This is a genomic window from Ferdinandcohnia sp. QZ13, from assembly GCF_031324165.1.
In the GTDB taxonomy this organism is placed as follows: domain Bacteria; phylum Bacillota; class Bacilli; order Bacillales; family Bacillaceae_L; genus Ferdinandcohnia.
Genome location: NZ_JAVIVW010000015.1, coordinates 1,146,185 through 1,159,966 on the forward strand (window position 1 = coordinate 1,146,185; position 13,782 = coordinate 1,159,966).

The 13,782-nt window shown below is 36.4% G+C and carries 21 protein-coding genes; 8 read left to right on the forward strand and 13 right to left on the reverse strand.

Annotation, left to right across the window (positions count from 1 at the left end; genetic code table 11):
• The first annotated feature begins 22 nt into the window (after positions 1–22).
• A complete protein-coding gene (locus tag RGU12_RS19450) occupies positions 23–973 on the forward strand; it encodes a hypothetical protein (protein WP_309537503.1) in 951 nt (316 codons plus the stop codon).
• Between the two features lie 38 nt (positions 974–1,011).
• Here RGU12_RS19450 and yiaA read toward each other — a convergent pair whose 3' ends face one another.
• The 4 genes from yiaA to RGU12_RS19470 all read right to left on the reverse strand — a co-directional run bounded on the left by yiaA (position 1,012) and on the right by RGU12_RS19470 (position 2,927).
• The gene (gene yiaA, locus RGU12_RS19455; protein ID WP_396232394.1) at positions 1,012–1,476 is read right to left on the reverse strand and encodes an inner membrane protein YiaA; all 465 of its coding nucleotides are present in this window, start codon (positions 1,474–1,476) and stop codon (positions 1,012–1,014) included.
• A 126-nt stretch (positions 1,477–1,602) separates the two neighbouring features.
• Complete coding sequence (locus RGU12_RS19460) at positions 1,603–1,911, reverse strand: DUF6199 family natural product biosynthesis protein (protein ID WP_309537504.1); 309 nt, start codon at positions 1,909–1,911, stop codon at positions 1,603–1,605.
• Positions 1,912–2,026: 115 nt separating this feature from the next.
• Positions 2,027–2,338: a hypothetical protein gene (locus RGU12_RS19465; protein ID WP_309537505.1), complete on the reverse strand. Its 312-nt coding sequence runs from the start codon at positions 2,336–2,338 to the stop codon at positions 2,027–2,029.
• A gap of 325 nt (positions 2,339–2,663) precedes the next feature.
• The gene (locus tag RGU12_RS19470; protein ID WP_309537506.1) at positions 2,664–2,927 is read right to left on the reverse strand and encodes a hypothetical protein; all 264 of its coding nucleotides are present in this window, start codon (positions 2,925–2,927) and stop codon (positions 2,664–2,666) included.
• 251 nt (positions 2,928–3,178) lie between these two features.
• Between RGU12_RS19470 and RGU12_RS19475 the strand changes: the two genes are divergently transcribed.
• The gene (locus RGU12_RS19475; protein WP_309537507.1) at positions 3,179–3,412 is read left to right on the forward strand and encodes a YjcZ family sporulation protein; all 234 of its coding nucleotides are present in this window, start codon (positions 3,179–3,181) and stop codon (positions 3,410–3,412) included.
• A gap of 79 nt (positions 3,413–3,491) precedes the next feature.
• Here RGU12_RS19475 and RGU12_RS19480 read toward each other — a convergent pair whose 3' ends face one another.
• Positions 3,492–3,677 (reverse strand): hypothetical protein, encoded by a 186-nt coding sequence (locus RGU12_RS19480; protein WP_309537508.1) that lies wholly within the window; start codon positions 3,675–3,677, stop codon positions 3,492–3,494.
• 166 nt (positions 3,678–3,843) lie between these two features.
• Here RGU12_RS19480 and RGU12_RS19485 point away from each other — a divergent pair, with 166 nt between their 5' ends.
• Positions 3,844–4,050: a hypothetical protein gene (locus RGU12_RS19485; RefSeq protein ID WP_309537509.1), complete on the forward strand. Its 207-nt coding sequence runs from the start codon at positions 3,844–3,846 to the stop codon at positions 4,048–4,050.
• Positions 4,051–4,413: 363 nt separating this feature from the next.
• On the opposite strand, the gene RGU12_RS19490 is transcribed toward RGU12_RS19485, so the two are convergent.
• Entirely contained in the window at positions 4,414–4,788 is a 375-nt protein-coding gene (locus tag RGU12_RS19490; protein ID WP_309537510.1) for a nuclear transport factor 2 family protein, read from the reverse strand.
• Positions 4,785–4,940, reverse strand: coding sequence for a hypothetical protein (locus tag RGU12_RS19495; protein WP_309537511.1), 156 nt, complete (start codon positions 4,938–4,940; stop codon positions 4,785–4,787). Before RGU12_RS19495 ends, RGU12_RS19490 begins: the two co-directional genes overlap by 4 nt.
• A gap of 218 nt (positions 4,941–5,158) precedes the next feature.
• On the opposite strand from RGU12_RS19495, the gene RGU12_RS19500 reads away from it, so the two are divergent.
• Positions 5,159–5,692, forward strand: a complete 534-nt coding sequence (locus tag RGU12_RS19500; protein ID WP_309537512.1) for a GNAT family N-acetyltransferase — start codon at positions 5,159–5,161, stop codon at positions 5,690–5,692.
• Positions 5,693–5,739: 47 nt separating this feature from the next.
• On the opposite strand, the gene RGU12_RS19505 is transcribed toward RGU12_RS19500, so the two are convergent.
• The gene (locus tag RGU12_RS19505) at positions 5,740–6,207 is read right to left on the reverse strand and encodes a GNAT family N-acetyltransferase (protein ID WP_309537513.1); all 468 of its coding nucleotides are present in this window, start codon (positions 6,205–6,207) and stop codon (positions 5,740–5,742) included.
• Between the two features lie 193 nt (positions 6,208–6,400).
• Here RGU12_RS19505 and RGU12_RS19510 point away from each other — a divergent pair, with 193 nt between their 5' ends.
• Both RGU12_RS19510 and RGU12_RS19515 read left to right on the forward strand, forming a co-directional pair.
• Positions 6,401–6,943: a sigma-70 family RNA polymerase sigma factor gene (locus RGU12_RS19510; RefSeq protein WP_309537514.1), complete on the forward strand. Its 543-nt coding sequence runs from the start codon at positions 6,401–6,403 to the stop codon at positions 6,941–6,943.
• Positions 6,924–7,892 (forward strand): DUF4179 domain-containing protein, encoded by a 969-nt coding sequence (locus RGU12_RS19515; protein WP_309537515.1) that lies wholly within the window; start codon positions 6,924–6,926, stop codon positions 7,890–7,892. The genes RGU12_RS19510 and RGU12_RS19515 overlap by 20 nt, the downstream gene beginning before the upstream one ends.
• Positions 7,893–7,987: 95 nt before the next feature.
• On the opposite strand, the gene mqo is transcribed toward RGU12_RS19515, so the two are convergent.
• The 4 genes from mqo to RGU12_RS19535 all read right to left on the reverse strand — a co-directional run bounded on the left by mqo (position 7,988) and on the right by RGU12_RS19535 (position 11,588).
• Positions 7,988–9,529 carry a malate dehydrogenase (quinone) gene (gene mqo, locus RGU12_RS19520; protein ID WP_309537516.1) on the reverse strand — a complete coding sequence of 514 codons (1,542 nt, stop codon included), beginning with the start codon at positions 9,527–9,529 and terminating at the stop codon, positions 7,988–7,990.
• Between the two features lie 477 nt (positions 9,530–10,006).
• The gene (locus RGU12_RS19525) at positions 10,007–10,387 is read right to left on the reverse strand and encodes a YkvA family protein (protein ID WP_309537517.1); all 381 of its coding nucleotides are present in this window, start codon (positions 10,385–10,387) and stop codon (positions 10,007–10,009) included.
• A gap of 88 nt (positions 10,388–10,475) precedes the next feature.
• A complete protein-coding gene (locus tag RGU12_RS19530) occupies positions 10,476–10,718 on the reverse strand; it encodes a glutaredoxin family protein (RefSeq protein WP_309537518.1) in 243 nt (80 codons plus the stop codon).
• A 15-nt stretch (positions 10,719–10,733) separates the two neighbouring features.
• Positions 10,734–11,588: a pirin family protein gene (locus RGU12_RS19535; protein WP_309537519.1), complete on the reverse strand. Its 855-nt coding sequence runs from the start codon at positions 11,586–11,588 to the stop codon at positions 10,734–10,736.
• Positions 11,589–11,752: 164 nt separating this feature from the next.
• On the opposite strand from RGU12_RS19535, the gene RGU12_RS19540 reads away from it, so the two are divergent.
• Positions 11,753–12,469 carry a DUF4181 domain-containing protein gene (locus RGU12_RS19540; protein ID WP_309537520.1) on the forward strand — a complete coding sequence of 239 codons (717 nt, stop codon included), beginning with the start codon at positions 11,753–11,755 and terminating at the stop codon, positions 12,467–12,469.
• 26 nt (positions 12,470–12,495) lie between these two features.
• Here the strand turns inward: RGU12_RS19540 and RGU12_RS19545 are convergent, their stop codons facing one another.
• Entirely contained in the window at positions 12,496–12,633 is a 138-nt protein-coding gene (locus RGU12_RS19545; protein ID WP_309537521.1) for a hypothetical protein, read from the reverse strand.
• Between the two features lie 88 nt (positions 12,634–12,721).
• On the opposite strand from RGU12_RS19545, the gene RGU12_RS19550 reads away from it, so the two are divergent.
• On the forward strand, positions 12,722–13,741 hold the full coding sequence (locus RGU12_RS19550) for a DUF2332 domain-containing protein (RefSeq protein WP_309537522.1): 1,020 nt from the start codon (positions 12,722–12,724) through the stop codon (positions 13,739–13,741).
• The last annotated feature ends 41 nt before the right edge of the window (positions 13,742–13,782 follow it).

Consider the following 13,782-nt stretch of genomic DNA (forward strand, 5'->3'; position numbering starts at 1 on the left):
AGGAAATTTAAGGGAGTTGTCAATGACTGTACTAAATTGGCCGAAGTTATTTGCCTTTGCAGCATTTTTATTTATCATTTATACGATTTTTGATAACGTTCAGGAGCATCAGGTCTTTCTTTATAAAGCGGAGCATAATCAGGTTGAGGAAAGGGTTTGGCGCAAATTCGTCGTGAACGATTTGTTGGTAGGACCAAGGTTTTCCGTCCAAATTGGAACGTTGCCTGAAAGCAGTATTCCTACAAAACATAATGATGCGATGGTTATAATCAGTCAGGAATTATTTGAAAAGGTGAACGCTGGAGATACGATTCCCGGCTATAAAGTAAACGGAAAATTTTACACAGAAACTCTTTTGAAAGAGGAAGTTAAATGGTTTTATATTTTGTTAACCGTTTTTAGTCTGTATCCTATTAGCTATATTTTATATTGGCTTTTCAAAATTAAAATAATATGGAAATGGTTCGCTGCCATTTCCAGACGTTTATACCTAGATAAAATTGCAAGTTTTGTTATCTCATTTTTGATATTCGGTGTCTTGATTGGAACACTCCTTTTCTTTCTTTCGTCTGACACAAAATCAGCGATTGAAAATGGCTATGAAAAATATTTCGGAAAAAATCACGCTGAAACAACTGCTCTAATTATGGAACATGGGTTTGATCGAAGAACATCAACGTACAACAGAACCGATTATTACATCTCTATGATGTATAAACCCGAAAATCACGACAGTATTTTTATAGTAAAGGGCGTCACTTGGCATACGTATAACAAATACCAGGAGAAAATGCCAATTGTTTATAATGTTGATAACCCCTATCAGGTCTATGCCAAAGAAATGGATATTGCAGACTATCTCGATATCCTTATGACGGAAACCGTGTTTCTTACATTGATATCCATTATTCTAATCGTTTTATTAAGTTCCATTCCGTTCCTGTTATGGAAACAGAAGAAACGTAAATCGTAAAAGGACCATCCATTAGACTTGGATGGCCCTTTTTTCTCTTAATCTCTTTCTCTAGCTTTTTGAGTATCACGAATGTTCTTTTGAACGGTAATGGCTGCAAATACACTTAGAACAAATGCCATTCCGTAAAATCCTTTTTCACTTAAAACAATACTTCCTGCATTGTATAAACCAATCGCCATCAATGAAATGGACACAATCAAGGCAACCCAGCTAATCCCATAATAAATACTTGTAACTGGAATTCCCTCTTCTTTATCCCTCACTGCTTTTTGTAAAGAAACAGCTGAATAAAGACCAAAGATTAAAATAGCAAAATAATACCCTTTTTCATTTAGTTCCATTGCTGCGTTAAACAAGCCGATGAGATAAGAGGAAACACCAACCAACAACGCTCCCCACGAAGCCCCTTTAAACGCTGCAGTCGGCTCTCCCTCTTTCCGCTCAATCTTCACTTTCGGCTTTTCTTGTTTTTCTTTATCCACAAAAATCTCATTCTCCATTACTATGTCCCCTCCACTTTTCAACTAAAAAGGAAGCACTGCAGATTCCCTGTAGTGCATAAATCCATTATACAAAAACCCCTTCCAAAAAATGAGTGTTTTTTCATTCAATTCCAATTTAAGTTTCTAGGAATCTACGTACTTTTGTAGTAGTCTGTAGCCACCGATGATTACAAAGGAAATGAATCCTAAAATGATGAAAAGTCGAATCATGAAATGATCAATCGTATAAAGTGCAAAAACCATAGTTAAAAGGAAAATACCAAATACCGCCCCAAATTTCGTATAACGGATCGCATCATCTGTAAATTCCGGTTCTTCTTTGTACATCCATCTTTGCCCTAGTAGCATACTTTCCTCAGGATAAAAATAAGTCCAAATCAGCACTGCATATATAGGGATCATAAAAATAAAAAACATAACGGCATCTGCCAAAGCAGTCCCCCCTTGAAATGACCTTTTCTAAATAATACGTTCGAAACTAATATTTAGTTTCGAATTATTCTGTCTTTTACCAAGTTAAGTATATTCATATTTGTTACCCATAGTCCTAATTAAAAAACTCTAACCACCACGGGTAATCGTATTGTCCTTCAGAAACTTGGAAAAAGTGTCCCATGAATCCCAAATGAACATTGCCATAATGGTCAAGTGTTTTCTCTTTTGGGGCATAAGTTGAAAACAAATAGAAATTGATTCGTTCTATTTCAAAGTCCACATTTTCATTGTAGGATTCTGCTTGTTTTTCACTAAAGTTTGCATAATCAATATAGTCCTGTTGAGTTGGGTTTTTAACTAAGGAAAGTATTAGAAAAAGAATGAGTAACGCGCCAAGGATATATCTCTTTTTAACCTTTATCATAATCCTGTTCTCCCACTTTACTTTTGAATGTTACGTGTAGTAGGTGCGCTAATCCTAGAAAACTTAAGATGCTAAGAGTGACTTTGAGGATTGACGTTTGCTCTATAAGTGGAGTATGTGTTGCGCGATCCGATGAATAAATGGACCACCAGCTTGGTTCGGGAAATAGATGTGAAACTAAAATCCAAATACAATAGAAAAATATCACTGTTAACCAATACACTTTCATAACAGCACCTCGACTACATAAAGTTGAGTCAATATCCAGTGGATTTTATATACCTATCTATTATTTTTCTTAGTTGATTAATCAATAATATTGAGATTAAAAGTACATGAAATATGAAACGATTAAAAAAATCAATATAGAAAGGATCGCCCTACTCCACGTTGCTTTTTTACTTACACCTGCTTTTGATTCTAAATAATTGATGTAATTAATGGTGAATAGGAAACCAAAAAACACCAGATAAAACGATGATAGATCCCCACTGTTGTCAAAAAGATTAATAGCTCCCAATAATACTAAAATAGTGCCCATTCCACCCAAAAACATGCTTATGTATGAAACCTTTTTATCTTCCTTCACAATATAATCCCCCATACTAACCAGCACTTTAAAACTAGTGAAAAAACTGATTTTTCTTTATTTTAATTTTAACACACCACAATCCCAAAATATTACATTATTTTTGACCTTTCCTTTCTCTAGGAAAGAACATTCCAATATGTGCCCAAGTGCTTCGGGACAATTACCCATTTTCTTAGTTGAACGTGGCAATTTGAAACTAGGTGAGTATAATGTAGGGAATTTACACAATAAAGAAAAGGAGAATGAAGATGGATCATCTAAATATTTCTAACGTAAATGCGTTACAAAGTGTTTACACAGCACCACATCCAATTCACGTAGCACCTCAGCCGACTTATGTGGCACCAACCTATGAATACATTGAACCTAGTTATGGTTATGGGTACGCTTGTCCGCAACCTTGTCACAATACCTTTGTATTAGTGGTTGTGTTGTTTATTTTATTGATCATTATAGGTTCTTGCTACTTTCCTAGATGCTAATTAAAAGTACTTCTTCTAAAAAACACCACACAAAAACAAGGACATATTCAACGCAATATGTTCTTGTTTTTTTATGAGCTTATGGAATTTTTATCAACGAAAAATATTGACGAAGTTCGCTTTCAGTAAGGGAAATACTTTTTGTTAAATCTTTCGTTCTCATGACAAACTCCTTGACCCCTATGAACTCTGATTCTGCAATTAGGTAAAATTGGGTTCCTTTTTCATATCCTCTAAACTGCTTTTTTAGTATAAATACTTCCATAAATAACCGCCTGATTCCTATACTTTAGATAATTTCATTTTACATGATTCTGATTAAATTCCTACAAAAATATCTCTTCCCCTCCTACTTATACTGGTGCATATAGGAACCTACACCACCATATAATGAATTAGGACAACCAGTCTTTAAAATTGGAGGGATTATTTTGGATAACCATGAAATAGATGCACAAGCGAAGTCCGACAACAGGAATTATATAAGAGTTAATAACAACATTAATTTCACAATCAATCTTGGCGATTCATTAAATTTGCTGGCTCTTATCGCAGGTCTATTTTTCTTTAAGACTCTCTCGAAAAAGAACAAATTGCAAAAGGAAAACAAAAGAAAAAAGGCGTTGATCCTTCCATAGGTGGTCAACGTCTTGCGTTATTCCCGCGGTGCAAAATAACATGACCGACACCCCAATGATACAGATGCCTGCACTTAGCAAATCGTATTTATCGGGTGTTATTTTATGAAGGCTCATTTCTAAAAGATTGTTGCTTTTAAAACTAGAGTGATTTCCGCTCCTGGCACTCGCTGAAATCACAAGAAGGCCAATAATTACTATGTCCCTTCGCACAATCATATCCAATAACAATAAAGTTTACAAAAACAGCCTTTATGAAAGACGATAAAATACTACCCCAAGAGCAGCATCTACTCCTCCGAAGACGGCTTGGTTTGAAAGAAGATTAAAACTCTACCACAGAATAAGCTTATATCTTTGAACTTACCCTTTGAGCAATTCATTCAACTTCAATGGCGTAATTGTCCCTTGATGGAAATACAGTTGCCAGCTTCCATCTATACGTTTCCATATGGAGCTTCGTAGGGTATTTCTATTCCTCGTCTTATCCACAATGAAATAAGTAGTTAACACAACGTCTGATGCAAGCGGAAAAATTTCATAGTTATGGAGGGACATTTCCGTTAATCCCACTCCGGATTCAAGGCATTCTTTTTTATCAAGCATATATCCCGAACTACCAATCTCAAAAAAATCATCTGCTAGTAATTTATCTAACTCTACACGACTTTTCCGAACTTCAATGCTTATGTGCATTTTCTCTAATTCCTGTAAATGTTGTTTTAAATGTTGATTCATTTTCCTTCAGCCCCCTTCTTTATCCCTTCTAACAACTCCACAATCCTTTCATTTGTATCATTAAATTTCTTTACCTCTTTTCTAATTCCTACAAAATCATTTATTATGGCGAGAGCGATGAGGATTCCTACTAACCCAGAAATAACTTCCACCTTAAAAATCATCCTTTCCACATATAACAATAATCTTTCTATTCACCTTTAATAATCATATTCCCTTTATATATTTGTAAGTTATAGGAAATATGTTTACCGACTTTACTCCGCTTTTTAAAATAAAAATAGTACGATAGTGGTTTTTGATTGTTACATATTTTCAGAACTGATGAAGTACATTGAATAAAAAAATACCCTTGAGTAGGAGACTCTAAATGGAAATTTTAATACGACAAGAAACACCTGAGGATTATCAAAAAACTGAGGATGTTGTTAAAAATGCTTTTTTAAATGAAGAATACAGTGATAAGACGGAGCATTTTCTGGTGAACCGGATTCGAAAGTCAGATGCTTTTATATCAGAGCTTTCATTGGTTGCCGTAAAGCAAGATGATGAGATTGTAGGGCATATACTCCTTTCAAAGATTCAGATCGTAGATGAAGGCTGTTCAGTTGAATCTTTGGCGCTTGCACCTGTTTCAATCACGCCAGACTATCAGCACAGAGGAATTGGAAGCCAATTGATCTGGGCTGCACTTGAGAAAGCCAAAGAACTTGGTTATCAATCTGTTATTGTCCTAGGGCATAAAGATTATTATCCACGATTTGGCTTCAAGCAAGCGAATCTGTGGAATACAAAGGCTCCGTTTGCTGTACCAAATGAGGTATTTATGGCTTTAGAATTAGCTGAAGGATCACTGGAGACTGTCCAAGGTGTCGTGCAATATTCGAAAGCATTTGATTTATAAAAAAAGGGTTGTCCAAGAAATCAGCTCATTGGACAGCCCCATTTTTATTACTTTACTTTTAAACAGTAGATAGGCTCTGGATGATGGCCTTGTTCCACCTCTCCGGTTGGAGTAAAACCTGCTTTTTCATAAATTCGTATTGCTCGTTCATTATTATAGATGACAGATAAATAGATTTCATGACATTGATAGGTATTAACCATATCCTCAATAATTGCTTGTAAGACAGGAGTGCCATACCCTTTCCCTTGAAACTGATGTCCTATCATCATACTTATTAATTCATACCGCTCAGTTTCTTTTTGAAATCCATGGGAAGCAAACCCAATTAGTGTTTCATCATCATAGATTGCTTTTGGGGTAAAACCGAATGTTTGGCATACTGCCAGAAAATAGGCATTTGACCCAACCCATCTTTCATAGATTTGAAAATATTTTTCTTGATTTTCATCAGACTTTAACTTGATAACATCAAAAAAATTATCCTCTGTTACATCCACAAGCTTAATCTTCATGTGAGTTCCCCTTTTTAGTTAAAAATGTTTTTACCATCCTATTAAATTCAACAAATGAAGAGTTCTTCCTTTACATAATGACAGTTATTAATAAGTATTTTTTTCGACAAAATGTTATATTACTAGGTACACATATTTTTTTGAAACCTTTTATTACATTCCATGCCTCTAATAGTTGAAAGGAGGTTAGCTAATGTCGAATTCTACGAAATTAGTTGAGTTGGCCATTGCTGGTAACAAACAAGCATTTGAACAACTTATTAAATTTGAAAGTGAAAAATTATATAAAATTGCCTATCTTCATATGCGGAACAAAGAAGATGCACTGGATGTTATACAGGAAGCTACCTATAAGGCTTATATTTCCATACACCAGCTCAAATCTCCTGCTTTTTTCAGTACATGGCTAGTGAAAATCTTAATGCGAACAGCCTACAAAGAACTTGCACGTAAAAAGAAGGTGGTACAGCTACCGGATGAGGCATTAGATTATCTCATTGAATCAAGTCAAGCCCCTGAGTTGAACCTGTCAATCGATTTATCAGAGGCACTTGAGTCGCTAAATACGAACTATCGAAATGCAATCCTACTTTTCTATTATTATGATTTACCGATTCGAACGATTTCTACAGTTCTTGATAAGCCACAATCTACGATCAAAACGTATTTACGTCGAGCAAAAGTAGAATTAAGAAAAACGTTAGGGGCTGAGTATTATGGAAAAAGATTTATTTAACGAGATGGAAATTCCAACACAAGAATTACATTCGGCAATTGAAAAAGGGATTGAACGAGGGGAAAGACTCCGCCGAAACAGAAAATACATAAAGCCTTTAAAACGCACTTCCTTTATTACATCTGGGGCTGCTGCTGTACTCCTTGTGTCAGGATTTATTTTTTCACCTGTTAATCAGGTTTTAGCGCAGGTTCCGATTATAGGAGGTATTTACGAAAATTATCAAATGCCAATCGGTCAGAATTTAGCAGCCGATCAACTTATTACAGAAATCAATGAAACCGCTGAAAACAATGGGGTCAAAATCAGCATCACATCGATTTTTTATGATGGTTCCTATGTTGGTTTAACCTTTAAAGCATCTGGTGAAAACTTATCTGATACATTCGGAGGAGAAACAGGTCCTGAGTCAGGGTATTCGTATAAGATGTTTGATGGGAAAGATACATCTGGCTGGGGTGGTACCAACGGGACATTATCAAGACGAGGTAATGAGTACTTCGGTGCGATGATTTTGGAAAATCCAAATGAGAAAAATCCGGGAGAGTTAACGCTCCCGATTACATTCACACATATGGCTGGGGTTCAAGGGGAGTGGTCTTTTAACCTTTCCGTCGATAAATTGCCATCTCGAGAGATTGAATTAAATCGAACCCTATTCTCTTCAAACAAGGAATATAGCGTCCATTTCAATGATATTAACATTGGTAAAACCAACGCAATTTTAACTTATGAAGAGTTAGAAACAGCTGGTATTGAGGGTGAAAACTTATATTTTGAAATTATTTCTGACCAAGGTGAAAAATTATCCCTAAATACCGTTTCAAATTCTAAAATAATATTTGATATTGATAGTAAAAATCCACCGAAGTTTATCCAGGTGAAGCCTACGTATAAAAATGGTAACGAAAAAATTGATTTAGGTACGCTAAAGATCAATTTAAATTAAGTTAAATTCAAAAATCGGACTGCTAGTGGTCCGATTTTTTTACATTAAAAAACCTCCAATCCCAATCGAGATTGAAGGTTCTTATTTTTTCATGATTAATTTAGGACAAATTCCTTTTCTACTATTGCTTTTTTTTCGATTAAACCAAGAGCCTCTCCTGAAGATGCATTGATCTTTTCAAGAAGTTCTGGATGCTCCATGAGGGATAGCCCAAATGAAGGAATCATGTCTTTGATTTTTGGCTCCCATTCTAACATATGCTCTGGGAAGCACTTTTTAATCACTTCGAGCATAACATGAACAGCAGTTGATGCACCTGGTGATGCGCCTAGTAAAGCTGCAATTGAGCCGTCAGCTGCCGTTATGACTTCAGTACCAAATTGGAGCGTTCCTTTGCCGCCAGCTTCAGTGTCTTTGATTACCTGAACACGTTGACCAGCCACCACCAAATCCCAATCTTCGCTCTTCGCATTCGGGATGAATTCACGTAGTTCTTCCATACGCTGTTCCTTCGTTAACATGACTTGCTGGATTAAGTATTTAGTTAATGCCATTTCTTTTACACCAGCAGCTAGCATCGTTAACAAATTATCAGGTTTTACAGATGTGATTAAATCTAGGTTTGAACCTGTTTTTAAAAATTTCGGAGAGAAGCCCGCAAATGGTCCAAACAACAATGATTTCTTATTGTTGATGTATCTTGTATCAAGATGTGGAACAGACATAGGTGGCGCACCGACCTTTGCTTTTCCGTATACTTTTGCGTGATGCTTTTCAATCACTTCAGGATTATTACAGACCATGAAAATTCCGCTCACTGGGAATCCACCAATATGTCTTCCTTCAGGGATGCCTGATTTTTGGAGTAAGTGAAGACTTCCACCTCCACCTCCGATGAAGACAAATTTTGCCTTATGATGTTCAACCGCGCCAGTAGCTTGGTTTTTTACCTTTAAATCCCATAAGCCATCACTTGAACGTTTTACATCTTTGACACTGTGGTTGTAATTAATTTTTACATCTTTATTTTTCAAATGGTCAAATAACATGCGAGTTAAATTCCCGAAGTTAACATCCGTTCCTGCGTCCGCTTTAGTAGCTGCGATTGGCTCAGTGGATGTGCGATCTTTCACAATAAGTGGTATCCATTCCATTAATGTGGAAGGATCATCGGAATATTCCATTCCCTTAAACAACGGAACTTTTGAGAGCGCTTCAAAACGTTTCTTTAAAAAAGCGACGTCCTTTTCACCTTGCACCATACTTATATGTGGAAGTGGCATGATAAAATCTTGCGGGTTGCGAATGAGATTGTTCTTTACAAGATATGCCCAAAATTGCTTGGAAACTTGGAATTGTTCATTCACATTAATTGCCTTTTTAATATCTAATGTTCCGTCTGGTTTTTCAACGGTGTAGTTGAGCTCGCACAGTGCAGCATGCCCTGTCCCAGCATTATTCATTTCGTGAGAGCTTTCCTCTCCTGGCTTGTCGAGCTTTTCAAAAACGGTAATGTTCCATTCAGGCGCTAATTCCTTCAAGAGTGTTCCTAATGTCGCACTCATAATCCCAGCGCCAATTAAAATGACATCTGTTTTAGTTTCTATGTTGCTCATGTTTATCAACCTTTTCTTCATAAAATTTAGACAAAAAGATGAATGCGGTCACAAAATCAGACACGCCATTGTCGGACAACCTCTTTTTTCAACTTAATCTTCGCCATATCAGAATGACAATTTTTTAGATTAATAATTCAATATTATATGATAATTATAGGCTATTTAATTGCTGAGTAAAAGTGAGAAGTTCATCCAGAGGATCACAGGAATCCGACAATCCATCTTGCCTCTTTTATTAAGCTCAAAGGAAGAACTCATACTTATTAAACTCTAATTCTTCACTTTATCATTATACCACGTAAAAACAGCATAAACATCAGGTAAGAGTAAAATTAATCATAATAATTTGATAAGTGGGAGCGCTTTTTTGGTGGTTCGCAGAGGTCCCATCGTCAATTATTCTTTTTGGTCGTCTTTATATTTGTTTTATCAGAAATAAATTTTTTCTATCCTTTTTCAAAAAACAAAACCTGCATTCACTCGAAAAATGCAGGTTCACTGAAAATATTGATATGCTTTTATGGCAATCCAGATGAATAAGAGTGCCCAGAGTAGAAGAATTAGCGCACCTGCAACCCAATTTTTCGGTTTGCCATTTTGCATTAATTCCTCTGCTTTTACTTCACAGTCCACAATAACAGCCTTTGGGATCATCTTCATGGCAAACATGATTCCAATTGGGACAAGAATGACTTCATCCAAGTATCCAAGGATGGGTATGAAATCTGGAATGAGGTCGATGGGACTGAATGTATAGGCCACCACCCCGGCTGTAAAAAGCTTTGCATACCAAGGAACTCGAGCATCCTTATATGCAAAGTATAGGATATATATTTGTTTTTTTAAGTTCTTTGCCCAGCTTAAAATTTTTTTCATGGGTTCACCTATTGATTTTGATTCAATATTTTATTCCTTTTAGCTTTGAGATGTGATTTACTTTATAGTTTCCCCTACTTTTACCATTTCAATCCTGTTTCAATGGCTTCAACAATTCAATTAGTTCAGGAGTGAACCCTTTTACAGCACGTTCGCCTACGACTGTTACCGGTACACCTAGGAATCCGTAGCGTTCCACTTCCTGTTGGTAAACTTCATTTTCTGCAATGTTTCGAACGTCAAATGGAATCCCATTTTCAGTAAGAACCTTTTTTACAAACGTACATTCGACACAATCATTTGTCGTGTACACTATTACTTCATTCGCCATTATTGGTAATCTCCTTTATACTGCCGGTGGGCCGAATTTTCCTGCATGGAAGTCGCGATAGGCTTGTTGGACTTCTTCCATTGAGTTCAATACAAATGGACCATATGCCACAATCTCTTCCCTTAATGGGACACCTGAATAAACAAGGATTTTGGCGCGACTGTTTGCGTGTATGTTAAATTCGCTTTCATTTTTACCATTTTCGTTGAAGGTAAGTGTAGCTGCCCCTGTTTTTTTCAAGCTTGTCTTACTTTCACCCAGCTCTAACTCACCAGAAAGCATGTAAACAAAAGCATTATGATTTTCAGGTAAAATATGTTTATAGGTTGCTCCTTTTGTTAGCGAAATCTCCGTCATAGTAATGGGCACAAAACTATTCATCGGTCCTTTAACACCTGCGATTTCACCAGAGTAAACCTTTAATTCCCCACCTTTGACTTTAACACATGGAACATCCTCTAGGTAAACATTTTGATAAGATGTCTTCGTGTTTTTTAATGATCGTGGCAGGTTCAACCAAAGCTGAAGTGTATGTGCGATGTCATTGTCAACAGCTTCCTCAGCATGTCTTGCCCCGCTACCCGCATTCATATACTGGACGTCACCAGCCTCTAACACCGAATGACCGCCATGGTTGTCGATATGTTCCAATCTACCGTCGATGACATATGTGATTGTTTGGAAACCACGATGTGGATGGTCCGAAAACGTCCCACGTTTAAACCAATCCTCTGCCATAATTAAAAACGGATCAAATTCCTCAAACCGATTCGGGGGCAACACAAAACCTTGCTGTACATGTGGATAGCCATTATTGTTGTATTTTACGTACCAATGATTTTTTATATCTCTTTTAAAAAGGGAACTCATGTCGTCCACTCCTCATTCATGATCTTCACAGTCTTTTCTATTCCATTTTATTTTGACATGCTAGGTTGATTTATACAAAAATTACGCTTAACTTTTTCTGGAATATTTACCCATACATTCATATAATGGACTAAAGAACCTGCTTTTATCAGGAGGAGAGTTGAATGGTTATCATATTGGCACTTTTGTTAAGCCTTCTTGGAGTTCTTGATAGATTAATAGGAAAAAAATTAGAACCGGGTTATGACGTGATGAAGTCAGATGGAAGTGTGAAATATCGAGTAGGTAGTTTGATCATTTTGATCCCGGCTATGATTGGCATTTTTATAATCGATTATACTGATACAGCTATCTTAAAATGGTTTTTAATTGTAGTGATCATCCTGCATTGGGGATTTCAAGCCTTCATGGAATGGAAGTATGTAGAGGGTAAGAAGTATCGGTTGTCCTTACTTCTAATAATTGTGGGTGTCGTTTTTACTTGGGGGATCTTTTTTATAGACGAAAAACTTACTCAAACTACTTTTGGTGAGGAATTAAATGAAATGCTAGATGTGGTGGAAGTTTCTAAAATTGAAATTTTGCGGGCTGTAAATGATGAAAATCAGGAACTTTCACGGGAACAAGCGACCATAATTGATCAACAACTTATAGAAAAATTTTCAAGCTTGCCTTCAGGAATGTTATTGAAAAAATCAAATTCAGCTACCCCAGGTATTGATTTCATTATGATGATTTACACAAATGATAGGCAGCATACCCTGACCTTTTCAGAGGAAGATATCCGAATAGAGGATGGAAAGTATTTTATCCTTGATGAAAATGAACTGATACATTTAATTGAAGGTGAAGAATTGGATTGGGAACCAGCATCTTTTTAAAAAATAAAATCCCCTAGGCTTCTAAGCTAGGGGTTACTCAATAAAGATTCCATTTCTTCTTCAGTTACAAATTTCCAATTTATATCTTTCCATACATCTTTATCCATTGCTTCAATAAGTTGGTCGATTTCATCATAACTAAACTTAATAGCATGTTCGTTCATGTATCCCACCAAACCTTTCCCTACATAATTCGGCTGGGCTTATCTTGGTTTGAGGGTCAAGTTCATAAAAAATTTGGGAGGAAAACAGATGAAAAACTCGCAGTCTATTAAATTTAGAAACTTTGCCATCACCGAGTGTAAGGGCTCAAGCAGATTATATGAATTTCTTTCTTTAAAAATTGCAGAGGATGACGACATTCTTGATTTAGCTACGCATGCAAGGATAGGTCAGCCCTCATCCAATCTTTTATTCGGTGCCGTTCAATATCTTTTATTAAAAGGAAAAGACCATCATCTTAAAGAGTTTTATCCTAGCATTGTGAGCACTCCTCGGCAAGTGGAGGAATCCTTTTTACCTTTTAAAGAGTTTTGTGTTCAATTTTCTGATGAAATCATTCGGCTTTTGCAGGAAAAATTGGTTCAAACAAATGAGGTTAGACGTTGTTCCTATCTCTTTCCGACCTTTCAATTTATTTACGATATTGTAAAGAAACCCTTAGCTTTAATTGAAATTGGGACGAGTGCTGGGGTGCAATTGTTATGGGATCAATACAGCTACTCCTATGGAACACATAAAGTATACGGAAATAAGAATTCTGCGCTACATATTACCGCAGAGATTAAGGGAGAAAAAACACCACATCTACAGGATTTCATTCCTCCAGTGGCTGCTCGCATTGGCATCGATCTTCATCCTATTGATGTTAGAGATGATGACAATGCCCTTTGGCTGAAAGCTCTCATTTGGCCAGAACACCATGAAAGACGTGAGCTATTTGAAAAAGCAGCCGAATGTGTGAGGGTAAATGAGTTACGGTTGATTGAAGGAAATGGAGTTGAATTGCTCCGGGATCTTTCAGAAGAAATTCCAAAGGAGTACGCAATATGTGTTTTTCACACGCATGTAGCTAACCAAATGCCAACGGATGTGAAAACGAGCTTGCTAGGTCAGGTTCAACGTATTGGAGCTGAACGCGAGATCTTTCATCTGTATAATAATATTCAAGACCGTGACCTTCATCTGGATTATTATTTGAATGGAAAAGAGTATAAACATGTCGTCGGTGAAACCGAAGGACATGGAAGATGGTTTACGTGGAGGTTGTAAAATTTTCAAGGCATTTGGGAGTTTGCCAAATGCCTTTTGTC